Source organism: Roseovarius aestuariivivens (assembly GCF_004761875.1).
GTDB lineage: Bacteria > Pseudomonadota > Alphaproteobacteria > Rhodobacterales > Rhodobacteraceae > Roseovarius > Roseovarius aestuariivivens.
The window spans coordinates 84,601-104,984 of the sequence record NZ_SJEY01000011.1 but is presented as its reverse complement, the minus strand read 5'-3'; the positions used below and the strand labels follow the sequence as shown (position 1 = coordinate 104,984).

Annotated in this window: 24 protein-coding genes; 4 read left to right on the top strand and 20 right to left on the bottom strand. The window is 64.6% G+C overall.

The features are described 5' to 3' along the window. Positions 1-35 precede the first annotated feature (35 nt). Both EZV60_RS16565 and EZV60_RS16560 read right to left on the bottom strand, forming a co-directional pair. Positions 36-1,778 (bottom strand): heparinase II/III family protein, encoded by a 1,743-nt coding sequence (locus EZV60_RS16565; RefSeq protein WP_167853555.1) that lies wholly within the window; start codon positions 1,776-1,778, stop codon positions 36-38. Positions 1,779-1,865: 87 nt separating this feature from the next. Further along, on the bottom strand, positions 1,866-3,134 hold the full coding sequence (locus EZV60_RS16560) for an RsmB/NOP family class I SAM-dependent RNA methyltransferase (protein WP_135506735.1): 1,269 nt from the start codon (positions 3,132-3,134) through the stop codon (positions 1,866-1,868). 79 nt (positions 3,135-3,213) lie between these two features. Here EZV60_RS16560 and EZV60_RS16555 point away from each other — a divergent pair, with 79 nt between their 5' ends. Beyond that, complete coding sequence (locus tag EZV60_RS16555) at positions 3,214-3,393, top strand: DUF1674 domain-containing protein (protein ID WP_135506733.1); 180 nt, start codon at positions 3,214-3,216, stop codon at positions 3,391-3,393. Between the two features lie 42 nt (positions 3,394-3,435). Here EZV60_RS16555 and EZV60_RS16550 read toward each other — a convergent pair whose 3' ends face one another. The 4 genes from EZV60_RS16550 to EZV60_RS16535 form a co-directional block, all read right to left on the bottom strand. Further along, positions 3,436-3,792, bottom strand: a complete 357-nt coding sequence (locus tag EZV60_RS16550) for a dihydrodipicolinate reductase (RefSeq protein ID WP_135506731.1) — start codon at positions 3,790-3,792, stop codon at positions 3,436-3,438. Positions 3,793-3,845: 53 nt separating this feature from the next. Beyond that, positions 3,846-4,664 (bottom strand): 4-hydroxy-tetrahydrodipicolinate reductase, encoded by an 819-nt coding sequence (gene dapB, locus EZV60_RS16545; protein WP_135506730.1) that lies wholly within the window; start codon positions 4,662-4,664, stop codon positions 3,846-3,848. Between the two features lie 171 nt (positions 4,665-4,835). Continuing rightward, positions 4,836-5,846, bottom strand: a complete 1,011-nt coding sequence (locus EZV60_RS16540; protein WP_135506805.1) for a cytochrome d ubiquinol oxidase subunit II — start codon at positions 5,844-5,846, stop codon at positions 4,836-4,838. A gap of 7 nt (positions 5,847-5,853) precedes the next feature. Then, positions 5,854-7,230 (bottom strand): cytochrome ubiquinol oxidase subunit I, encoded by a 1,377-nt coding sequence (locus EZV60_RS16535; protein WP_135506728.1) that lies wholly within the window; start codon positions 7,228-7,230, stop codon positions 5,854-5,856. Between the two features lie 209 nt (positions 7,231-7,439). On the opposite strand from EZV60_RS16535, the gene EZV60_RS16530 reads away from it, so the two are divergent. Next, entirely contained in the window at positions 7,440-7,727 is a 288-nt protein-coding gene (locus EZV60_RS16530) for a sll1863 family stress response protein (protein WP_135506726.1), read from the top strand. A gap of 63 nt (positions 7,728-7,790) precedes the next feature. Here the strand turns inward: EZV60_RS16530 and EZV60_RS16525 are convergent, their stop codons facing one another. The 5 genes from EZV60_RS16525 to EZV60_RS16505 all read right to left on the bottom strand — a co-directional run bounded on the left by EZV60_RS16525 (position 7,791) and on the right by EZV60_RS16505 (position 10,083). Further along, complete coding sequence (locus tag EZV60_RS16525; protein WP_135506724.1) at positions 7,791-8,081, bottom strand: SCP2 sterol-binding domain-containing protein; 291 nt, start codon at positions 8,079-8,081, stop codon at positions 7,791-7,793. A 69-nt stretch (positions 8,082-8,150) separates the two neighbouring features. Continuing rightward, positions 8,151-8,591 carry a molybdenum cofactor biosynthesis protein MoaE gene (locus tag EZV60_RS16520; protein ID WP_135506722.1) on the bottom strand — a complete coding sequence of 147 codons (441 nt, stop codon included), beginning with the start codon at positions 8,589-8,591 and terminating at the stop codon, positions 8,151-8,153. A 5-nt stretch (positions 8,592-8,596) separates the two neighbouring features. Continuing rightward, on the bottom strand, positions 8,597-8,842 hold the full coding sequence (moaD, locus tag EZV60_RS16515; RefSeq protein WP_135506720.1) for a molybdopterin converting factor subunit 1: 246 nt from the start codon (positions 8,840-8,842) through the stop codon (positions 8,597-8,599). Positions 8,843-8,847: 5 nt separating this feature from the next. After that, positions 8,848-9,507: a CDP-diacylglycerol--glycerol-3-phosphate 3-phosphatidyltransferase gene (gene pgsA / locus EZV60_RS16510; protein ID WP_135506718.1), complete on the bottom strand. Its 660-nt coding sequence runs from the start codon at positions 9,505-9,507 to the stop codon at positions 8,848-8,850. Between the two features lie 42 nt (positions 9,508-9,549). Next, positions 9,550-10,083: a carboxymuconolactone decarboxylase family protein gene (locus tag EZV60_RS16505; RefSeq protein ID WP_135506716.1), complete on the bottom strand. Its 534-nt coding sequence runs from the start codon at positions 10,081-10,083 to the stop codon at positions 9,550-9,552. A 140-nt stretch (positions 10,084-10,223) separates the two neighbouring features. On the opposite strand from EZV60_RS16505, the gene EZV60_RS16500 reads away from it, so the two are divergent. Next, positions 10,224-11,381 (top strand): hypothetical protein, encoded by a 1,158-nt coding sequence (locus EZV60_RS16500; RefSeq protein WP_135506715.1) that lies wholly within the window; start codon positions 10,224-10,226, stop codon positions 11,379-11,381. Positions 11,382-11,402: 21 nt separating this feature from the next. Here EZV60_RS16500 and uvrC read toward each other — a convergent pair whose 3' ends face one another. The 8 genes from uvrC to EZV60_RS16465 form a co-directional block, all read right to left on the bottom strand. Beyond that, positions 11,403-13,271 carry an excinuclease ABC subunit UvrC gene (uvrC, locus tag EZV60_RS16495; RefSeq protein ID WP_135506714.1) on the bottom strand — a complete coding sequence of 623 codons (1,869 nt, stop codon included), beginning with the start codon at positions 13,269-13,271 and terminating at the stop codon, positions 11,403-11,405. Between the two features lie 287 nt (positions 13,272-13,558). Next, positions 13,559-14,356 (bottom strand): SDR family oxidoreductase, encoded by a 798-nt coding sequence (locus EZV60_RS16490; RefSeq protein WP_135506713.1) that lies wholly within the window; start codon positions 14,354-14,356, stop codon positions 13,559-13,561. Between the two features lie 15 nt (positions 14,357-14,371). Further along, positions 14,372-15,349: a calcium/sodium antiporter gene (locus tag EZV60_RS16485; RefSeq protein WP_210115117.1), complete on the bottom strand. Its 978-nt coding sequence runs from the start codon at positions 15,347-15,349 to the stop codon at positions 14,372-14,374. Further along, the gene (locus EZV60_RS19160; RefSeq protein ID WP_167853552.1) at positions 15,346-15,516 is read right to left on the bottom strand and encodes a hypothetical protein; all 171 of its coding nucleotides are present in this window, start codon (positions 15,514-15,516) and stop codon (positions 15,346-15,348) included. The genes EZV60_RS16485 and EZV60_RS19160 overlap by 4 nt, the downstream gene beginning before the upstream one ends. 1 nt (position 15,517) lies before the next feature. Then, complete coding sequence (locus EZV60_RS16480; RefSeq protein ID WP_135506712.1) at positions 15,518-16,315, bottom strand: S49 family peptidase; 798 nt, start codon at positions 16,313-16,315, stop codon at positions 15,518-15,520. 151 nt (positions 16,316-16,466) lie between these two features. Next, positions 16,467-17,264, bottom strand: a complete 798-nt coding sequence (locus EZV60_RS16475; RefSeq protein WP_135506711.1) for a DsbA family protein — start codon at positions 17,262-17,264, stop codon at positions 16,467-16,469. 10 nt (positions 17,265-17,274) lie between these two features. Then, positions 17,275-18,036, bottom strand: coding sequence for an ABC transporter permease (locus tag EZV60_RS16470; protein WP_135506710.1), 762 nt, complete (start codon positions 18,034-18,036; stop codon positions 17,275-17,277). Then, positions 18,033-18,962 carry an ABC transporter ATP-binding protein gene (locus EZV60_RS16465; protein WP_135506709.1) on the bottom strand — a complete coding sequence of 310 codons (930 nt, stop codon included), beginning with the start codon at positions 18,960-18,962 and terminating at the stop codon, positions 18,033-18,035. The genes EZV60_RS16470 and EZV60_RS16465 overlap by 4 nt, the downstream gene beginning before the upstream one ends. A gap of 222 nt (positions 18,963-19,184) precedes the next feature. Here EZV60_RS16465 and EZV60_RS16460 point away from each other — a divergent pair, with 222 nt between their 5' ends. After that, entirely contained in the window at positions 19,185-19,868 is a 684-nt protein-coding gene (locus EZV60_RS16460) for an SGNH/GDSL hydrolase family protein (protein WP_342588808.1), read from the top strand. 8 nt (positions 19,869-19,876) lie between these two features. Here the strand turns inward: EZV60_RS16460 and EZV60_RS16455 are convergent, their stop codons facing one another. Further along, complete coding sequence (locus EZV60_RS16455; protein WP_135506707.1) at positions 19,877-20,383, bottom strand: SRPBCC family protein; 507 nt, start codon at positions 20,381-20,383, stop codon at positions 19,877-19,879. Between the last annotated feature and the right edge of the window lies 1 nt (position 20,384).

The window sequence follows — 20,384 nt, the reverse complement described above, 5'->3', positions numbered from 1 at the left end:
GGGGCAGCTGTCCTCGGGTCTGGTGATCAGGTCGTTCAGGTCACGGTCACCGGGGTCCTCCCGTCCTCGGCCAGGTCGCGCACGCCGATGGGCGAGTCCGAAGGCTTGGCCAGTGACCATCTCGTGCGGGTCGCATACTCCATCGCGCGACCGGAGAGAACGATTTGTTTGGTCGCACGCGGCTTCAGCCGCGATTTTTCGAGATAGACGCTTGGCTCGACAGTCAGCGCGGCATGCCGGTCGGCGCGGAAGATCCAGATTTCGCCGGATTTGAGGGCCAGCGACACCGCGCTGCCGCCCAGGTCGACCGAGGCATCGACATCCGGGTGCAGGTGAAAGCGGATATCGAAGGCGATCCCGCCCAGTTGCGCCCCGTCCATGGCCGCGTCGAACCGCGCCTGGGCGGCCTCGTCGAGGGCCGCGAGCATGTCCTCTCCGGCAAGGCCGCGCCCGTCGGCGGTCAGCTCGAGCTTGCGCACATGGGTCAGTCCGAAGCCAGAGACGTAGCCGTCATGCCCGCCTTCGAAGCGATGCCCGTCCGGGGCGGTACTGAGGCGGATGGGCACCTCTTTCGGGGTGGTGACCAGCCGCTCGCGGTCGCGGGGCGCGCGGCCCATGCGGCTGCTGGACTGGCCCGCCAGCGTCAGGGTCGAATGGGACGGGGTGGCGCGGCCCGCGCGCCGCCAGTCGGCGCCGAAACTGTCGCCCGCGCCGCAATTGACGATCACCGGGCGGCGGCCCGAGGTCAGTTCGAACGCGAGCGTGGAGGCATGCGCGCTGTCTGATGCTGCGCCCGAAGGCGGCGGCGCGGCGTCGATGATAAGCGATGTGCGCCCCGCGCCGATCCGGGCGAACCCCATGGCCAGCCCGTCGGATCTGCGGCCCTTCACGCCGCTTGCCGCCAGCGCGGCGTCGAGCCGCCCTTCAAGCCCGCGCCCGCCGCCGTGGAAGCGCGCCAGCCCGCCATCGGCGTGGCGCAATGTCCGCAGTGTCGGCCCGATCCGCTCGATCGCCGCCCAATGGGCCTGTTGCGGGCTTTGCCCGGCTTCCGAGAGCGCCACCGCGGCCCAGGTCAGCAGGGTGAAGACATCCAGAAGATCCTCGGGGTTGCGCGTGGGCAAGCCGCCTTCTGCGTCGATCTGGGTGGTGCATTCGCGCGCCAGCGCCGCGGCGGCGGGGGCGACATGGCCGGCCATGCCCTCCAGCGAGAGGCCGGCATAGATGAGGCCGGTCAGGGCCTCGAACCGTGGCAGGCCCGGGCCGGCGGCCCGCCAGCGGCGCGACAGGAAGACCGTCTGCCGCGTGAGCGAGCGGTAGAAGGCGTCGCCCTGCGCCCGGTCGCGCCCCGCCAGCAGGAAGATCGCGTGGTTGATCCAGCGAATGAGTCGCCGGCCCGTGAGATCCGGCGTCCAGCCCGGGCCGCGCCCGGCGCCGTAGCGGTCGATCCAGTCCCAGAGCCAGGCCTGCGCCATCTGGCGCGCCGGCAGATCGCCCGCCGCCGCGAGATCGTCGAGCCAGGCAAAGCCGTGCAGCGCCGAGGAGAACGCCTCGTCCGGGGCCGGCAGATCCCAGGGCGAAGCGCCGGGTCGGCGGATGAGATGCCCGGCGAACAGGAAGTTTCCGGCGCAAAGCTGCCGACCGCGCGCAAAACTGCCGATGGTGCGCGGTTCGGGATGCGACACGAAGGCGGTGGCCGAGCGCGCCAGCGCCGCCCGGCGCGCGGCAAGGCGGTTCATCAGGCGCGTCGCGCGCATGGAAAATCCATCTGTTCTGGGCATCTATCCCGGCCTCGGCACGCTCTTTGCGGCGTTGTGAGCGCCAGTATAGCGCGCGGTGCCGGGCAAGTCACCGCCCTTCTCCCGCGATCAGGCGCGGCGCAGGCAGGCCATGTAGAACCCGTCCATTCCGCCAAGCTCCGGCCAGTAATCGGGCCGAAGGCGCAGCCCGCCTTCGGGTGTGCGCCACGAGGGGTCGATCCCCGGCAGCGCGAAGGCCTCGGGATCGGCGCGCAGACCGGCGTGCCGGGCCAGCGCCTCCTCGACCTGCACTTCGCCCTCGTCGGGCAGAAGCGAGCAGGTGCAGAACACCAGCCGCCCACCGGGTGCCAGAAGGCCGAGCGCATGGTCGAGCATCCGGGTCTGAAGCGCGATAAGCTCGCTGATGCCCGCGCCGTCACGCGCATGGGGCAGGTCCGGGTGGCGCCGGATCGTGCCGGTCGCCGAACAGGGCGCATCGAGCAGGACGGCGTCATAGCCGCCCTCCTGCAGGTCGAAGACATCCGCCACGCGGCACTCCGCCGTGAGCCCGGTGCGCGCGAGGTTTTCGGCCACCCGCGCCATCCGCTTTTCCGACAGATCGACCGCCGTAACCTTGGCGCCCGCCGCGGCGAGCTGCATTGTCTTGCCGCCCGGCGCGGCGCAGAGATCGAGCACGCGCTCTCCTGTCCGCGGTGCGAGCCCGCGGACCGGCAGGGCGGCGGCGGCGTCCTGCACCCACCAGTCGCCCGCCTCGAACCCCGGCAGGGTCGAGACCTGTCCAGCATTGGTCAGCCGCACCGACCCGGTGGGCAAAAGCGTGCCGCCGGTCGCCTGCGCCACTGCCGACGCATCGGATTTGGCCGACAGGTCAAGCCGCGCGCCCGCAAAATGCGCTTTCTCCATTGCCGCGACCGCGCCGTTGCCCCAGGCCGCGACCAGCGGCTCGCGCAGCCAGAGCGGCAGGCGCGGCACCCGCAGATCCGCCCAGGGTTTTACCCCGCCATCGGCCATTTGACGCAGCACCGCGTTGACCATGCCCTTCAGCCGTTTGTAACGCGGATGGTCCGACACGAGGTCCACGCAGGCGCTGACTACGCCATGCGCGTCCCCGCCCATCGCCAGCTCGACCGTGCCGAGACGCAGGATGTTGCGGACATGCAGCTGCGGCGCTTTGCGAAGCTGCCGCGCCAGAAGCCGGTCGGCCCGGTCGAGACCGCGCAGCGTGTCGGCCGCAAGGCGCAGGGCGCGGGCGCGGTCTTCGGGCGGCAGACGGTCAAGCGGCCCCGACAGATCGGCGAGAAGCCGGCCCTCGCCCAGAACCTTGTCGAGCAGGTGAACCGCCGTGCGGCGGGCGGACGGGGCGGAAGGAGCGGCCATGCGGGGATGCTTTCTTGGTCTTCGGACGAAAGCGGCATATATCAGGAGCATAAGGCCAACGCCAGAGGATCGAGAGATCATGAGTGACGACCGCAAAGACCTGCCCCCCGCCGCGCAGCGGGCACTTGCCGAAGCCGAAGAGCGGCGCAAGGCCGCCGAGGCGCTGGACCTGCCGAAAGAGCTTGGCGGGCGGCGAGAAGGGCTGGAGCCCGTGCGCTATGGCGATTGGGAGAAAAAAGGACTGGCGATCGATTTCTGATCGCGGTGGCGCAGCCCCGCGAGGGGCCGCGCGCGTCTTGCCTTAGCGCAGCGTCAGGTCGGCGTAATCGCCCGCGCCGCGATCGGAGATGAAGCGGATCGTTTGACCGTCGACCTTCACGGCCTGGCAGTTCGCGCCAAGATTGCGCTCTCCCCAGTAGAGATCACGGCAGAAATAGCCCGATTGCCAGCGCCACGCGCCGCTGACGTCGCGGCCGAAGGCGCGGCCGGCGATCTGTCCGGACGGCGTGACGACGAGGTTGATGCCGAGCCGCGTCAGCTTCTTGTCCGAGATCACGGACAGAAACGCGTCGCGGCTCTGGATCTGGCTGAAGCCTTCGGCGGCGGCGGGCGACGCCGCGAGAAGCGCGGCGCAGAGGATATGGGTCAGTCGGCGCATGAGTTCGTCTCCTTGCACTATCACAAGGAATACGCACGAGCCCCGGGTATGGTTCAGTTTTCCGTCAAGCCCAGCACGTCGAGCATGGAATATTCGCCCGGTTTGCGGCCCTGTCCCCAAAGTGCCGCCTTGATCGCGCCGCGCGCGAAAACCGCCCGGTCCGACGCGACATGGCGCAGGGTGATCCGTTCGCCCGTGGCGGCAAAGAGAACGTCATGTTCGCCCACGATATCGCCGCCCCGGATGGCATGAAATCCGATATGGCCCTTCTCTCTTTTGCCGGTGATGCCGTCGCGGCCCCGGTCGCTGACCGCGTCGAGCGACACGCCGCGCCCTTCGGCAGCGGCCTCGCCCAGCATGAGCGCGGTGCCCGAGGGCGCGTCGACCTTCTGGTTGTGATGCGCCTCGATCACCTCGATGTCGAAATCCTCGTCAAGCGCGCGGGCGACCTGCTTGGTGAGCTGAACCAGAAGGTTCACGCCGAGGCTCATGTTGCCGGCGCGGATGATGGTGGCGTGGCGCGCGGCGGCCTCGATCCTGGCAAGGTCCTCGCCGGTCATGCCGGTGGTGCCGATGACATGCACGCACCGCGCCTGCGCGGCGATACCGGCGAAGTTCACCGTCGCGGCTGGCGCGGTGAAGTCGATGACCGCATGCGCGGGCGCGATGGCCTCGAGCGCGTCGTCGGTAACGCGGACGCCGATCTCTGCGCCGCCCATGGCCTCGCCCACGTCGTGCCCGACCCAGTCATGGCCGGGCCGTTCCAGCGCGCCGATCAGGCGCACCCGGTCGGACGCGCGCACCGTTTCGATTAACATCTGCCCCATGCGCCCTGATGCGCCCGTGATCACGATGCCCGGCAGATCTGTCATGCCATAGCCTCCCGCTGCTGTGCCGCCTCAATAGCCCGAGCCGTAGCCCCATCACAACGACGAACCGCGTGCGGCTTTCATCTGGCGATAAATACCTCGGGGAGTTTGAGGGGTGGAACCCCTCATGCCGCACAAATCTGCGCGGCGCAGCCGCTCAATTGGATTGCGGCCTCAGTCATAGCGTAGTTCCGTCGCCTTGCCGCGGAAGATCACGTAGGACAAAACCGTGTACCCGGCGATCATCGGCAGCACGAAGACGGTGCCGACGAGGATGATGAGAAGGCTCTCGGGCGCGCTCGCGGCGTCATAGATCGTCAGTTGGTCGGGCACCACGTAAGGGTAGAAGGAATAGGCCATGCCGAGATAGCCCAGCGTGAAGAGCGTCACGGTCAGCGCGAAAGGCAGCCAGGACAGACCGTCCTTTTCCAGCGGCATGCGCCGCAATAGAAGCCAGAGCGTCAGGATCAGCGCCCCTGACAGAAGCGGCAGCGGGGCAAGCAGGAAGACCTCGGGCACCGAGATCCATTTTTCAAGAATGCGCGGGCTGACGAGCGGGGACGCGACCGAGACCGCGCCAAGGCCCAGCACCACGCCCCAAAGCCCCCGGCGCGCCTGCGCGATCGCCTTGGCCTGCAGCGCGCCATCGGTCTTGAAGATGAGCCAGGTCGCCCCGATGAAGGAATAGGCCACCGTCAGGGCGACCGCTGTCAGCGCGGCAAAGCCTAGTGTGAAAGCCGTCACCTTCAGCCCCATGATGTACAGCCCCAGCATGAAGCCTTGGGAAAGCGATGCCATCAACGAGCCGGCGCAGAAGGCGCGGTTCCAGAAGGGTTTGTATTTCGCCTGCGCCTTGGCGCGGAAATCGAAGGCGACACCGCGCAGGATCAACCCGACCAGCATGATCGCCACCGGCAGGTAGAGCGCCGTGAGGATCATGCCGTGGGCGGTGGGAAAGGCCACCAGCAGAATACCGATGGCCAGCACCAGCCAGGTTTCGTTCGCGTCCCAGAAGGGGCCGATCGAGGCAATCATACGGTCCTTTTCGTCGTCCTCGGCGAAGGGAAAGAGCGCGCCGACGCCAAGGTCGTACCCGTCGAGGCAGACATAGACGAGGATGGAGACACCCATCAGCGTCGCAAAAGCCAGAGGCAGCCAGATCTCGGGGGGTCCGAAGAGGTCGATCATGGATCTACTCCGCCGGCAGGGCTTTGGTGGACGCGCGGCGCGGATCGGTTGCCGCCGCGGTCTCGCCGGATTTCCCGGCGAGATAGAAGAGCACGCCCACATAGGCCACGAGCAGCACCGCGTAGACCACGAGATAGAGCGCCAGCGTGCTGGCCACCATCGGCGCGGGCACGTCCGCCACCGCCTGTTCGGTCGTCATCAGCCCGGTCACGAGCCAGGGCTGACGGCCGATTTCGGTCGTGTACCAGCCCGCGAGCGTGGCGACCCAGCCCGAGAAGGCCATCGGCACCATCGCCCAGAGCATCGGTTTGGGCAGCGCGTCAGCGCCGCGCCGACGCCAGGCCATCAACCCGACCGCCGCCCAGCTGAGCGCCAGCATCGCCATGCCTGTGCCCACCATTACGCGGAACGAAAAGAAGACCGGCGCGACCGGCGGGTGCAGGACCTCGCCGTCTTCGGTGACAAACTCGTTCAGCCCGGGCACGACGCCATCGGCCTTGTGCTTGAGGATCAGCGATGCGCCGTTCGGGATACCGATCTCGAACCGGTTCTCGCGCGCCTCTTCGTCGGGCAGCGCAAAGAGCAGAAGTGGCACGTTGCCCTGGGTTTCCCAGTTGCCCTCCATCGCCGCCACTTTCGCGGGCTGATGTTCCAGTGTGTTCAGCCCGTGCATGTCGCCGATCAGGATCTGCACCGGAATGAGCAGCGCGCCGAGAGACAGGCCCGTCACGAGCGACAAGCGCACCTCGCCGCTGCGATTTCCGCGCAGCCAGCGATAGGCCGAAAGCCCGGCCATCAGGAACGCCACGGTCAGCCCGCTGGCCAGCAGCATATGCGTCAGACGGTAAGGCATGGAGGGGTTGAAGATGATCGCAAGCCAGTCTGTCGCGTGGGCCACGCCCTCGCGCATCTCATAGCCGGCCGGCGTGTGCATCCAGCTTGAGAGCACGATGATCCAGAAGGCCGACATCGTGGTGCCGAACGCCACGAGGAAGGTGGCCAGCGTGTGCAGCCAGCCCGGCACCTTGGAGAAGCCGAACAGCATGATGCCGAGAAACACGGCCTCCAAAAAGAACGCGGTCAGCACCTCGTAGGCCAGAAGCGGCCCGGCGATATTGCCGACGGTTTCCATGAAGCCCGGCCAGTTCGTGCCGAACTGAAACGACATGGTGATGCCCGATACCACGCCCATCGCGAAGCTGAGGGCGAAGATCTTGACCCAGAAATGGTAGGCCTTCATCCATTTTTCGGCGCCACTACGGGCGTAGCGCATCTTGAAGTAGAAGAGCATCCACCCGAGCGCGATGGTGATCGTCGGGAAGAGGATGTGGAACGAGATGTTCGCACCAAACTGGATGCGGGAAAAAAGGAGCGTGTCCATCGGATTGTTCTCCTGCGCTGCAGGCTTTGTCGATTATAATGGAGATATAGGGCGTTTGGCCCTGCTGTCGCGGCTTTGCGACCGAGTGGCGCACTATTTTTGTCAGGAATTCGCGGGTTTGGCGCGGAATGCGATTTTTCGGTGGAACCAAACCCCACGCTGCTCGTTACATTTATAAGAGCGGTCAAGACCGCCGGAAAGGATTTAGAATGACTGACCAGAACGCCTATACCGAAAAGCTGAAAGCCCAGATGAGCGAGTGGCAGGCCAATATCGAAAAGATGAAGGCCCAAGCCGAGCAAGCGCAGGCCGACACCAAGATCAAATACGAAGAGCAGATCAAAGAGTTACGTGCCAAGCGCGATGAGATGGAAAGCAAGCTGAAAGAACTGCAGGAAGCGCAGGGCGAGGCGTGGAACGACGTCAAAACAGCAGCCGACAAGGCGTGGGACGACATGTCCAACGCGATGGAGAACGCTTGGAAGCGCTTCAGCTAAGCACTTCGGAACTGCGATGAATCATTCGGAAAACGGGGTCGGAAACGGCCCCGTTTTTCTGTGTCAGCCGGTGAGGATTGCGCTGACCTTGAGGGCGCGCTGGGCGTTGCCCTCGACCTTGAGCTTGCCGGACATGAAGGCCATGACGGGGTTCTGGTCGCCTGACAGGATCTTGCGGAAGACCTCGTCGCTGGCAATGAGCGTCACGTCCGCCACCGCATCGCCCGCGCGTGCGCCGGTCTCATCGAGCATCACCGTGCCCTCGCCCGAAATCACCAGCTTGGCCGTGCCGCGAATGGCGCCGCGCGCCTTTGGTGTAAGCGTGTCGATGTAGGACTGGATGACGGGGGACATGTCGCGGGCTCCGGCTTGGATCATGGCATCCTGTGCTGAGGGACGCGCGGCGGCAATCGCGACGCTGCGTCACCAGCGGCTGAGCGCTTCCTCGTCCTCGTCTTTCGCCGCGACCCAGTCGACGCCGTCTTGCGTCATTTCCTTCTTCCAGAATGGCGCGCGGGATTTGAGGTAGTCCATCAGGTATTCTGCCGCCTGGAACGCATCGACCCGGTGCGGCGCCGAGGTGGCGACCATCATGATCACCTCGTCCGGGCCAAGCCGCCCGTAACGGTGGATGACCAGAGCATCGCCCAGCGACCAGCGCGACATCGCCTCGGACACGATGCCCTCGATCGCTTTCTCGGTCATGCCCGGGTAATGCTCGATTTCCATGGCGTCGAGGCCCGCCGCGATATCGCGCACGATACCGGTAAAGGTGACGATCGCCCCCATGCCCGTCTGGCGCGCGGCGAAGGCGTTGGCCTCTGCGCCCAGATCGAAGGGGGCGTCCTGAACCTTGATCTCCATCCGCGTCAGCCGCCGGTCATGGGCGGGAAGAACGCAACCTCGCGCGCGTTGGCCAGCGATGCGTCGAAATCGGTCAGTTCCTGGTCCACGGCCACGCGCAGCGCGTCGAGATCGGCAAAGGCCGCGGCATAGCGTTCTTCGCGTGCGCGCAGTTCCTCGACCAGGTCGCGCACGGTGCCGGCCTTGGTTTCGACGGTGTCCTTGGGGTGTCCGATGCGTTCGCGCACCCAGGCGAAATAGAGCACGTCCATCTCAGTCAGTCCTTCAGATACGGCATGGCCTTACGGAAATATTCCACGCCGGTCACCAATGTCAAAGCTGCCGCCAGCCACAAAAGCCAGAGTCCCGCATGCCCGGTCAGCACCATGCCCTGCATCTTCCAGCGCAGGCCTTGCAGGTCTTCTTCGCGCCCGGCCAGAATATCATCGACCAGGGCCGCGTCCATGCCATAGGCGGACATGCCGAAATAGTGCTCGAACACGCCTTGGGCGAACAGCACAGCGATGGCGACCATCTGGCAGGTGGTCTTCCACTTGGCCAGTTTCGTGACCTTGAGCGTGCCGGCGGTGTCACCGAGGAATTCGCGCAGGCCCGAGACGAACACCTCTCGGAAAAGGATGACGGTGGCGGGCAGCACCAGCCAGGGCGACATGGACGAATAGCCAAGGATCACGGCGAGGGCGATCACCACCATCGCCTTGTCGGCGATGGGGTCGAGCATCGTGCCGAGCTTGGTCGTCTGTTTCCAGAGTCGCGCCAGATAACCGTCGAACCAGTCGGTGATCGCGGCGCTGACAAAGAGCATCAGCGCGAACCAGTCGGCCCAGGGCCGGTGGAAGTAGAGAAACATCACCGCAACCGCCGGGGCGGCCAGAAGACGGAGGACCGTCAGCACGTTGGGGATGTTCCAAGTCATGCCCTGCTACCTAGCCTGAACGCGTGACCGGGGAAAGGGGCGTCAGCGCGCGGGAGGCAACGTGAGGTCGTCGTCGATGGGCACATCGAAGCTTTTCACGAGAAACGCCAGCGTTGTGTAAAAGCCCACGGTCGCCATCAGATCGAGTACGCCCTGCGGGCCGGTGAGGGTTTCCAGAGCCCTGCGGGTGGCCGGCGTGAGCGCGGCGCTCTCGCACAGTTCGTCCACGGCGCGGGCCAGCGTTGCGTCGTTCTCGGCCATCCCGTCGAGCGGGCCCAGGATGGTGTCGATGCGGGGCCTCTCCATGCCGATGGCGGTGGCGCGCGCGATGTGATGCGCGATCTCGTACTCGGCCCCGAGCCTGAGACCGGTGCGCAGGATCACTACCTCGGACCGCTCGGCCCCGAGCGTGGTCTTCCGCACCACATGCTCGCGCAAGGGCGCCCAGCCGCGCAGAAGTGCGGGATGATGCGCCATCGTGCGGTAGACATTGAGCCGCCCGGCAAAGCCGTCTTTCAGATCGGCGATCTCTTGGGGCCACTGCGCATCCTTGAGGGGGGAAAAGTCATGGGTCATGGGGGCGTCTCCGGTTCTCGAGAAGTCTACAGGCAAAGCAGGGGCCAGGCCCAGAGCCGGACGTTGAGGACATGAGATTCTCCTATGGCGAAAGCACCGCTTGCCTTAGGGTTGTGTCATTCACCTTTGGAGATACTGACATGCACATAGCCAGATTCGTTGCCGCCACGCTTGCCGCGTCTTTTGTCCTGACGGGTCCTGCGTTCTCGCAGACGCCGCCGGGTGTCCGCGCTGTCCAAGGCCCCGTCGACGGCATGGATATGATGTCGGACGAGTATATCTGGCGCGAGTTTGTGAAGTTCACCGCGCCTTTCACGCCGGGTGAACGGTCTCCGGTGATCTTCGAGACCTGGGCCTCGGATCACGACACATTCAACGAAAATCCGGTCTGGCCCGATCCCGGCGCCGACAAGAAGCTTCAGGTGAGCCTGCAATCCACCGACGGGCATGGCGGGCTACAGCCGATCGACGTGGCCTGCAGCCCGCCACCCGGGGCGGCCACCGGCAATTTCCCCGCCACCGGCTGTATCGCCGAGGAAACCAAGCGCAACCGGCCGCAATGGGATTTCATCACCGGCAACGGGTATAACACCGGGCCGGGCCGCGCCGCGGCCTTCGACAAGGTGAACATCCAGATGCCCACGACGGCGATTTCGGTCAAGGGCGACTGGACGCCGGTCAAGGACCTGATGGCGTGGCTGCCCGATCTTGAAAGCGAAGAGCAGGTGCGCGCGCTTTACTACACCGATGTCTCGGGTGGCACGGAATACGCGCTTTTGTCGCTGCATGTCAGCACCAAGCAGAACCCGAATTGGGTCTGGGGATCTTTCGAGCATGAGATGAATCCCGGGCGCTGCGATTTCATCGGCTGCGCCGACAGCTTCGGCGCGGTGGTGCCGATGGTGGAGCCGAACCGGGCCGACATGAACGGCGGGTACGGTACGTGCGAGAAAACCGACGCGGTTCTGGCGCTCTTCGAGGAGGCGGGTCTGGACGAGGTCTGGCAGCACTACTGCATGAAGGGCACGATGACCGACTACACCGCTGAGGATGGCACGCCCTATGTGCTGGGCAATTCGGTGATCGAGGGGATCACGGGCAACGGCACGGTGGCGGCGTCGTCCTGCATCGCCTGCCACGTCTACGCGTCCTTCGACAGCTCGGGCTACGTGGCGCCTGCGGCAGGCAACATGCTGCCTTACAACCCGACGGGCCGTCCTCTGGAGCAACCGCTGCTCGGGTCGAACAAGTTCGATTTTATGTGGGGTGTGATCACTCAGCCGAAGCCTGCGAACTAGGCCGCGCGCCCGGTTTGCCGCTTATCCCTTTTCGTGGAAATGGTCGTAGACCTTCTGCGCCAGCGCCTCTGACACGCCCTCGACCGCCTTGAGATCGGCGAGGTTGGCGCGGCTTACCGCCTTGGCGGAGCCGAAATGCGCCAGCAGCGCGCGCTTGCGCGCCGCGCCGACCCCGGCGATTTCGTCGAGCGGTGAGGCGCTGACCGCCTTGGCGCGCTTCGCCCGGTGTGTGCCGATGGCAAACCTGTGCGCCTCGTCGCGCAGGCGCTGGATGAAGTAGAGCACCGGGTCGTTGTGACGCAGCGCCATGGGGCGCTGCCCTGTGCGGTGAAACTCTTCCCTGCCCGCGTCGCGGTCGATGCCCTTGGCGACGCCCACCATGGCGATATCCTCCACCCCCATGGCGCGCATGATCTCGCGCACCGCCGAGACCTGCCCCGCGCCGCCGTCGATCAGCAGAAGGTCCGGCCAGAGCCCGTTCTGCCGGTCGGGGTCCTCCTTCTTAAGCCTTGTGAAGCGGCGCTTGAGCACCTCTTTCATCATGCCGAAATCGTCGCCGGGGGTGAGGTCTTCACCGCGGATGTTGAACTTGCGGTACTGGTTTTTCATGAACCCGTCCGGGCCGGCCACGATCATCGCGCCGACGGCGTGCGTGCCCTGGATGTGCGAGTTGTCGTAGACCTCGATCCGCGCAGGCGGTTCGGGCAGGTCGAAGGCCTCGGCCAGACCTTTCAGCAGCTTGGCCTGTGTCGCGCTTTCGCTCATCTTGCGGGCGAGGCTTTCGCGGGCGTTGCGCAGCGCGGCCTCGATCAGTTCCGCCTTTTCGCCGCGCTGGGGCACGACGATCTCGACCTTGCGGCCAAGCTTGCCGGTCAGGGCCTCGGCCATCAGATCGGGGTTCTCCAACTCGTGGCTGAGGATGATCTGCTTCGCCGGTTCCTTGGTGTCGTAGAATTGGCCCAGAAACGCCTCCAGCACCTCGGGCGCGTCCACGTCGGCGCCAACGCGGGGGTAGTAATCCTTGTTGCCCCAGTTCTGGTTGGCGCGGATGAAAAAGACCTGCACGCAGGCCTGCCCCTTTTCCAGATGCAGCGCGATGAGATCGGCCTCGGGCACGGTGCGCGGGTTGATGCCCTGCGAGGTCTGCACCTGTGTGAGCGCCTTGATCCGGTCGCGGAGTGCGGCGGCGCGTTCGAACTCCATCTCTTCGGAGGCTTTGGCCATGTCGGCGGCGAGCTTCTCCTGGATCTCGGTGGATTTGCCGGAGAGATAGCGCTGGGCGTCCGCGACCTGCGCGGCGTAGTCCGCTTTGGAGATATAACCGACGCAGGGCGCGGTGCAGCGCTTGATCTGGTATTGCAGGCAGGGCCGCGTGCGGGTTTCGAACTGCGTGTCGGTGCAGTTTCGCAGCTGGAAGACGCGCTGAAGCTGTCCGAGTGTGCGGTTGACCGCGCCCGCCGAGGCGAAGGGGCCGTAATAGCGGCCCTTTTCCTTGCGCGCGCCGCGATGCTTCTTGATCATCGGGAAATCATGCGCGGTGACGAGGATGTTCGGGAACGATTTGTCGTCGCGCAGAAGCACGTTGTAGCGCGGCTTCAATTGCTTGATGAGGTTCTGTTCGAGCAGCAGCGCCTCGGTTTCCGTTGCCGTCGTGAGAAACATCATCGAGGCGGTTTCGGAAATCATCCGCGCGATGCGCGGCGTATGTCCGGTGGGCCGCGCATAGCTTGACACCCGCGCCTTGAGATTGCGCGCCTTGCCCACGTAAAGCACCTGGCTTTGGGCACCCAGCATCCTGTAGACGCCCGGCGAGCCGTCGAGCGTTTTGAGATAGGACTGGATCACGCGGTGCCCGGTGGGCGGCGTTTTTTCTGGCTGCGAATCGGTCATGGTGTCGGGGATCTGATTCTTTTGCTGCGGCTGCAATCTTATGCCGGTGGGAACAAGAGGAAACAAATCCACGGAAGATGTGGATAAGTTTGCGGAAAAGTTCTGGGTGACCGGGATTTTTCTTTGTTTTGAATTGCCTTCTCTGGTTTGCCCAGTTTTTGTGCACTATTTCAGACCATTGAAAACATTGAATAAAAAAGTTTTCGGAAGGCAAATATTTGAAATGATTAAAGTTTTTGTAACGGTTTTATGTCTCTTCTCGGAGCGGTGCACAACTTGCCGCCTGATCAGAGGTCGACGCCCACAACGTCCGGTGTTTGCCACGCCAGATGCTGGCCCCCGTCGACGCAAAGAAGCTGTCCGGTGATGGCCGGAGATTGCAGGAAATAGACCAGCGCGCCGGTGATATCGGATTGATTCGCACCGCGCTGCAGCATGGTGCGCTGGCGCTGACTGGTGAACTTGTCGCCGGTCTGGGCAATGCTTTGCATGGTCGGCCCGGGGCCGATTGCGTTGACGCGCACCCGTGGCGCGAGGGCCTGCGCGGCGGTGCGCGTCATCGCCCAGAGGCCCATCTTGGCAATCGTGTAGCTGGCGAAATCCGGGGTCAGCTTGCGCACGCGCTGATCGATCATGTTGACGACAAGACCTTGCGCCACGGGTTCGTGGTTTTCGTCCGGAACCGGATCGGGAATTTGGGCGGCCAGCGCCTGTGTCAAGACGAAGGGCGCGCGAAGGTTCGATTCCATATGGCGGTCCCAACTTTCGCGGGTGGCGTCGCCGAAGCTGTCATGCTCGAAAATCGAGGCGTTGTTGACGAGCACGTGCACTGGCCCGCCGAGGCCTTCGGCGGCGGCTGGCAGCAGGGCCTGCACCGACGCCTCTTGCAGCAGGTCGGCCTGCAAGGTGCAGGCGCGGCGGCCCATGTCGCGGATCAGGCCTGCGACCTCTTCGGCGGCGTCTTTCGAGCTGCCGTAATGCACCGCCACGTCACAGCCCTGGCGCGCCAGTTCAAGCGCCATGGCCCGGCCCAGGCGTTTGCCGGCGCCGGTGACCAGCGCGCGTCGTGAAGTGCTGTCCGTCAAAGCCGGCCCTTTCGTCTAGCTGAGTACGACGACAACGTAGATCAGATAGAGCGCGGTCAAGGCGATGCCCCAGATCCGCGTGATGTCACGTTTGAAATAGACGAAGGGGATGATCAGCAACGAGGCCGCGAGCATCACCCAGAGGTCGAAAACGAGAAATTCGCGGTCTACCGGAATTTCGCCCACCAGGGTGGTGATACCGATGATGGCCAGCAGGTTGAACATGTTCGACCCGATCACGTTGCCCAGCGCCACATCGGCCTGTTTGCGCAAGGCCGCCATCACCGTGGTGGCGAGTTCGGGCAGCGAGGTGCCCAGCGCCACGAGCGTGAGGCCGATCACGCTGTCGGAGACGCCGTACCGCGCGGCGATGATCGACGCGTTGTCGACCAGAAGGTCTGCGCCCAGCGGCAGGCCGATGAGGCCCAGAACGAGAAAGACGATGATCTGCCACCAGGGCATGTCGGGATCGGCGCCTTCGACTTCGTCCTCGTCCGGATCGGCGTTTTGTGCGGCCAGAGCGGCGGCGCCGTTGGCCTCTTTCCGGTGGTTGTGGGCATCGCGGAAGGCATCGAAGAGCACGTAAGACAGCGACGCCAGCAGTGCCAGACCCGCGACCAGATCGAAGGTGCCGCGCATGGCCAGCGCAATGAAGAGCACGCTGCCCGCGAGCATGAAATTATACGTCTTGCGGGTTTCGCAGGCCGAGGTGTGCAGCACCGAGAGGATCGCGGGCACGCCCAGTACCAAGAGGATATTGGCGGTGTTGGACCCCACCACATTGCCGAGCGCAAGCCCCGGTTTGCCTTCGAGCACGGCGTTCACGGAGATCAGCAATTCGGGCGCCGAGGTGCCGAAGGCGACGATGGTCAGACTGACGATCAGCGCGGGCACGCCGACCCTCAGGCTGAGGTTGACCGCGCCTTTGACCAGGGCGTCACCAGCCAGAAGCAGGATCACCAGACCCAGGCCCGAAAGAAGCCAAGGCATCATTTACGACGGCCTTTCTGGCACACGCACGGCCCCTTGCCGATGCGGAACCGCCCGCATTTCGGACATTTTGCCGAGGCGAGTTTCTGCTGCCCCGGAAAGCGGAGCTTGCCGAACATGGCCAGGACGCCCATGGCGACGAGGAAAAGTATGACAATCTTGACGATCACGTCAGAGGCCGAACCGCGCGTAGGCGGCGCGTTCCTCGATGGTGGCGAGGGCGTCCTCGGCGATGTTCATCCCGAGCTTGGGCAAAAGGCCCTTTTTCTTGGTGTAGGGCACGAGCCGGACCTTGTCGCCGTAAAGCTCTTTCAGCTTGGGCACCGCATGGGCCACGCCGTCGGCGAGGCCAAGTTCAACCGCGCGGGAGCCGAGCCAGAACTCGCCGGTGAAAAGGTCTGTCTCATCGGAAAGCCGATCGCCGCGCCGCGTTTTCACCTGGTTGATGAAGGAGGCGTGCATGCCTTCCAGAAGTTCGGTCAGCCGTTCGACGTCTTCCTTCTTTTCCGGCAGGAACGGGTCGAGCGTGGATTTCGATTTGCCGGCGGTGTGCACACGGCGTTCCACTCCCTGACGCGCCAGGAAGACATGCGCGCCGAAGCCCGCCGAGATCACGCCGATGGACCCGAGGATCGAGTTCTCATCCGCCCAGATGTCATCGGCGGCAGAGGCGAGCCAGTAGCCGCCCGAGGCGGCCACGTCCTCGACGAAGGCATGCACAGGGATCTCTTTTTCGTCGGCCAGCCGCCGGATGCGCGAGGCGATGAGCGCCGATTGCACAGGCGAGCCGCCGGGCGAATTGATGAGCAGCGCGACCGCCTTGGGCTTTCCCTTGGAAAACGCCTTTTCGATCGTCGGCGCAAGCGCTTCGTCATTCAGGGTCATGCGGCCCGAGGTGCCGATGGCCCCGGACAGGCGCAGGACGGACACGACCGGGTGCCGGTTCAGAAAGGGGATACGCAGCATCATGGAGGGGGATGTAGATTGACCGTCCGCCACAAACAAGGTCGCGCGGCCCAGACTAAAGGCGCAAGCGGCGGAAAAGCCCGTGGCGGGGGCATTTTGGCCACGCAATGTCCCGGTCGGCGCGCGCGCGCGCGACTGCGCGCCGCGAAAAATGTTACGCCTTGCACACCGGCGGCGGGCCGTCGCGGCGTTCCTGATCGATCAGCGCTCGGAGGGTCGGTTCGGACACAGCGCCGATCACGACGGTGCGCCCGACCACGAGGGCCGGCGTGCCGCGAAACCCGAAAATCCGGGCCAGGGCCGCGGTGTTGCGGAGCCTCGCGGCCACATCCGGGCCGGCCATGTCTGTGATCAGACGGTCCGGATCGGCCCCGATATCCTCGGCGGTGCGGGCCAGAAAGGCTTCGGTCGGCAGGAAGCGCGTCCGCATCAGGCGCTTGTGGAACGTCTCGTAGGCCCCTTGCAAATCGGCCGCGAGGGCGGCGCGGGCGGCAACCACGGAGGTGGGGCCAAGCAAGGGCCATTCATGCCATGTGATGCGCACGCGCCCTTCGGATCGTGCGGCGATGTCGATCAGTATTTCGGTCAGGACACGGCAATAAGGACAGTTGTAATCCGAGAACGCCGCGATTGGCACGACATCAGCGCCCGGAACGCCGCCGAAGAGGGCCGCGCACATCCCGACGCGCGCCCTTTCCACGTCGGCAGTCAAATCCACGCGGTCCGGCGTACCAAGGCCGATAAACGGATTGGGCAATTCGCTTTGATCGCCGGCGACTAGGCGGCGGAACCCGGGCGGCGAGGTCATCTCTTCGAAATCGAAAGATCCGACGAAGAGGGGCGCAACGCGGGGCCACCCCCACCAGATCAGACCGACGGCCGCGATGGCCGACAGGAAAGCCCGGCGGCTTCGGCGTGTCTGACGGCTGTGATCGTTGCCTGTTTCCGTCATGTCGCGCGCCCTAGCTGCGCAGCCGCCAGCCGGTGCGGAAGATCCACCAGATGATGGCCAGACAGAGCGCGGTGAAGCCGGCGATGGCCAGAAGGCTGACCGCGATGGGCACGTCCGCCTGCCCGAAAAAGGACCAGCGGAATCCGGAGACGAGATATACGACCGGATTGAAGAACGAGATCGTCTGCCACACCGGGGGCAGCATGGAGATCGAGTAGAAGGACCCGCCGAGGAACACCAACGGCGTGACGATCAGCAGCGGCACGAGCTGGAGCTGCTCGAAGTTCTTGGCCCAGATGCCGATGATGAACCCGAAAAGCGAGAAGGACATGCAGGTCAGCAGCAGGAAGGCCACCATGGCCGCGGGGTGCTGGATCTGCAGGTCGACGAAGAAGGTGGCGGTGGCCAGGATCACGGCCCCGATGAACAGCGCCTTGGTGGCCGCCGCGCCGACATAGCCCACGACGATTTCGAGAAAATTCACCGGGGCCGAGAGAAGCTCGAAGATCGTGCCGATGAATTTTGGGAAATAGATGCCGAAAGACGCGGCCGAGATGGCCTGTGTCATGACCGACAGCATCACCAGACCCGGCACGATGAAGGCGCCGTAGCTGACGCCCTCGACCTGATCGATGCGGCTGCCGATGGCGGCGCCGAAAACCACGAAGTAGAGCGAGGTGGAAATGACCGGTGAGATGAAGCTTTGCAGCAGGGTGCGGAAAAAGCGGGTCATCTCGAAGACATAGATGGCCTTGATAGCGGTGAGGTTCATACCGCTTCCTCCTTCACCAGATCGACGAAGATTTCCTCAAGGCTCGATTGCGTGGTCTGGAGGTCGCGCATTACGAGACCGGCCTCGGACAGGCGTTGCAGCAGGCGGGTGATGCCGGTGCGCTGGGCGGAGGTTTCATAGGTATAGACCAGCGTGCCGCCATCGGCGGTCAGTTCGAGATCATCGTCCGAAAGCGCGTCGGGGACGGCGTCAATCGGTTCGGCCAGTTCGATGCGGAGGGTCTTGCGGCCCATGCGGGTCATCAGATCGGCCTTCTTCTCGACCAGCAGGATCTCGCCCTTGTTGATGACGGCGATGCGGTCGGCAATCGCCTCGGCCTCTTCGATATAATGCGTGGTCAGGATGATCGTTACGCCGCTCTGGCGCAGGCCTTCGACGATCTCCCACATGTCGCGCCGCAGCTCCACATCGACCCCGGCGGTAGGCTCATCGAGGAAAAGTACGCGCGGCTCGTGGCAGAGCGCCTTGGCGATAAGGACCCGGCGCTTCATGCCGCCGGAAAGCTCCTTGATCTGATTGTCGCGCTTGTCCCAGAGCGAGAGCTGCTTGAGGATCTTCTCGATAAAGGCGTCGTCGCGGGATTTGCCGAAAAGACCGCGCGAGAAACGCACGGTCTTGATGACCTTCTCGAAGGGCTCCAGCGCGACCTCTTGCGGCACGAGGCCGATCATCGCGCGGGCCTCGCGAAAGCCTGTCTGAATGTCGTGACCGCCCACGCGGGCGGTGCCGCCCGACGGCACCGTGATGCCGCAGAGCGTGGAAATGAGGGTCGTCTTGCCCGCGCCGTTCGGGCCCAGAAGCGCGAGGATCTCGCCCTCTTCAATCGCCAGATCGACGCCCTTGAGGGCCTGAAACCCGTCATCGTAGACCTTGCTGAGCCCCTGGATATCGACAATTGGTGCCATGACCCTTGTCCCTTTATTGTTCCGTTTGCGAACGTAAGCCGTTGTGGGCCTCGGGCAATCCGTCAGCGCGGCAGAGCGCTCTGTGCATTCCTGCGAAGGGTCGGTCCGGTAACACTATGTTTCCGGTTTGTGGATTGATCGGCGGCGCATTCCCCGGAATCCTGTCTCTTGCGATGTGGGCGCGAGCGTCGGCCTGTTGGCCGGCGGCAGGGGGCAACAATGATGAGACATGGCCTTGTCTGGCTGATTTCCATTGCGATTCTGGCACTTGCCGGGTGTACCGAGTCGGTCACCCGGCATGACAATCCGCGCATCCTTTTGATGGGCGATTCGATGATGTCGGTGCATGGCATGACCGGCGCGTCGGTGTCGCATGCCGTGGAAAAGCGGCTGCGCGAGCCGGTGGTGGATCGGTCCGTGGCCGGCGCGCGGTTTCTTTACAAGCTGCCGATTTCGGGGGCGGCGGGGATGAACATCACCAAGCAATACCGTGCGGGCAACTGGGACTGGGTGATCCTGAACGGCGGCGGCAACGACATCCTGTTTGGCTGCGGCTGTGGTCTGTGCGGTCACAAGATCGACCGGCTGATCTCTGAGGACGGGCGCAAGGGCGTGATCCCCGGCTTCATCTCGAAGCTGCGGCAGGACGGCGCGCAGGTGCTTTTCGTCGGCTACATGCGCACGCCCGGCGTGACCTCGCCCATAGAACACTGCGTCGACGAGGGTCGGGAAATGGATGCGCGTCTCGCGCGGCTGGCCGAGCTTGACCGGGGCGTGCATTTCTTGTCGCTCGAAGGTCTGGTGCCCAATGGCGACCGGAGCTTTCATGCGCTCGATCTGATCCACCCGTCCGCCAAGGGCAGTGACGCCATCGGCGCGCGGATCGTGACCGAAATCAAGCGCTGATCCCGGGGTCAGCTTTTGATCATGCGCTTTAGCCAGCCTTTTTTCTCGGCTTCTTCGGGCGCGTCATCGTCCTTTGGACCCTCGATCACCGATTCGAGATTGGCGAAAAAATTGTCCGCCATCTTCTTGGCGAAGCCGTCGACGATCCGGCTGCCGAGCTGCGCGAGCTTGCCGCCCACCTTGGCCTCGACATCGTAGCTGAGCTTCGTGCCTTCCTCGACCTCGGTCAGGGTGACGGTCGCGCCGCCCTTGGCAAAGCCCGCAGCGCCGCCCTTGCCCTCGCCATCGAGGCGCAGCTTGTTGGGTTCGTCCATTTCCGAAAGCGAGACCGCGCCTTTGAAAGTGGCCTTCACCGGGCCGACCTTTTGCGTGACGGTTGCCTCGAACCCCTCTTCCGGGCTGCCGGTGACCTCTTGCGCGCCGGGCACGCATTCCTTGAGCACGTCGGGGTTGATCAGTGCAGCCCACACGGTGGCGCGATCTGCCTTGATCGTGCGTTCTCCGCTCATTTCCATT

Excerpts from the sequence above, each read along its gene's own strand:
- EZV60_RS16565 (WP_167853555.1), bottom strand. The coding sequence starts at position 1,778 with ATGCCCAGAACAGATGGATTTTCCATGCGCGCGACGCGCCTGATGAAC.
- EZV60_RS16560 (WP_135506735.1), bottom strand. The coding sequence starts at position 3,134 with ATGGCCGCTCCTTCCGCCCCGTCCGCCCGCCGCACGGCGGTTCACCTG.
- EZV60_RS16555 (WP_135506733.1), top strand. The coding sequence starts at position 3,214 with ATGAGTGACGACCGCAAAGACCTGCCCCCCGCCGCGCAGCGGGCACTT.
- EZV60_RS16550 (WP_135506731.1), bottom strand. The coding sequence starts at position 3,792 with ATGCGCCGACTGACCCATATCCTCTGCGCCGCGCTTCTCGCGGCGTCG.
- dapB (WP_135506730.1), bottom strand. The coding sequence starts at position 4,664 with ATGACAGATCTGCCGGGCATCGTGATCACGGGCGCATCAGGGCGCATG.
- EZV60_RS16535 (WP_135506728.1), bottom strand. The coding sequence starts at position 7,230 with ATGGACACGCTCCTTTTTTCCCGCATCCAGTTTGGTGCGAACATCTCG.
- EZV60_RS16530 (WP_135506726.1), top strand. The coding sequence starts at position 7,440 with ATGACTGACCAGAACGCCTATACCGAAAAGCTGAAAGCCCAGATGAGC.
- EZV60_RS16525 (WP_135506724.1), bottom strand. The coding sequence starts at position 8,081 with ATGTCCCCCGTCATCCAGTCCTACATCGACACGCTTACACCAAAGGCG.
- EZV60_RS16520 (WP_135506722.1), bottom strand. The coding sequence starts at position 8,591 with ATGGAGATCAAGGTTCAGGACGCCCCCTTCGATCTGGGCGCAGAGGCC.
- moaD (WP_135506720.1), bottom strand. The coding sequence starts at position 8,842 with ATGGACGTGCTCTATTTCGCCTGGGTGCGCGAACGCATCGGACACCCC.
- pgsA (WP_135506718.1), bottom strand. The coding sequence starts at position 9,507 with ATGACTTGGAACATCCCCAACGTGCTGACGGTCCTCCGTCTTCTGGCC.
- EZV60_RS16505 (WP_135506716.1), bottom strand. The coding sequence starts at position 10,083 with ATGACCCATGACTTTTCCCCCCTCAAGGATGCGCAGTGGCCCCAAGAG.
- EZV60_RS16500 (WP_135506715.1), top strand. The coding sequence starts at position 10,224 with ATGCACATAGCCAGATTCGTTGCCGCCACGCTTGCCGCGTCTTTTGTC.
- uvrC (WP_135506714.1), bottom strand. The coding sequence starts at position 13,271 with ATGACCGATTCGCAGCCAGAAAAAACGCCGCCCACCGGGCACCGCGTG.
- EZV60_RS16485 (WP_210115117.1), bottom strand. The coding sequence starts at position 15,349 with ATGATGCCTTGGCTTCTTTCGGGCCTGGGTCTGGTGATCCTGCTTCTG.
- EZV60_RS16480 (WP_135506712.1), bottom strand. The coding sequence starts at position 16,315 with ATGATGCTGCGTATCCCCTTTCTGAACCGGCACCCGGTCGTGTCCGTC.
- EZV60_RS16475 (WP_135506711.1), bottom strand. The coding sequence starts at position 17,264 with ATGACGGAAACAGGCAACGATCACAGCCGTCAGACACGCCGAAGCCGC.
- EZV60_RS16470 (WP_135506710.1), bottom strand. The coding sequence starts at position 18,036 with ATGAACCTCACCGCTATCAAGGCCATCTATGTCTTCGAGATGACCCGC.
- EZV60_RS16465 (WP_135506709.1), bottom strand. The coding sequence starts at position 18,962 with ATGGCACCAATTGTCGATATCCAGGGGCTCAGCAAGGTCTACGATGAC.
- EZV60_RS16460 (WP_342588808.1), top strand. The coding sequence starts at position 19,185 with ATGAGACATGGCCTTGTCTGGCTGATTTCCATTGCGATTCTGGCACTT.
- EZV60_RS16455 (WP_135506707.1), bottom strand. The coding sequence starts at position 20,383 with ATGGAAATGAGCGGAGAACGCACGATCAAGGCAGATCGCGCCACCGTG.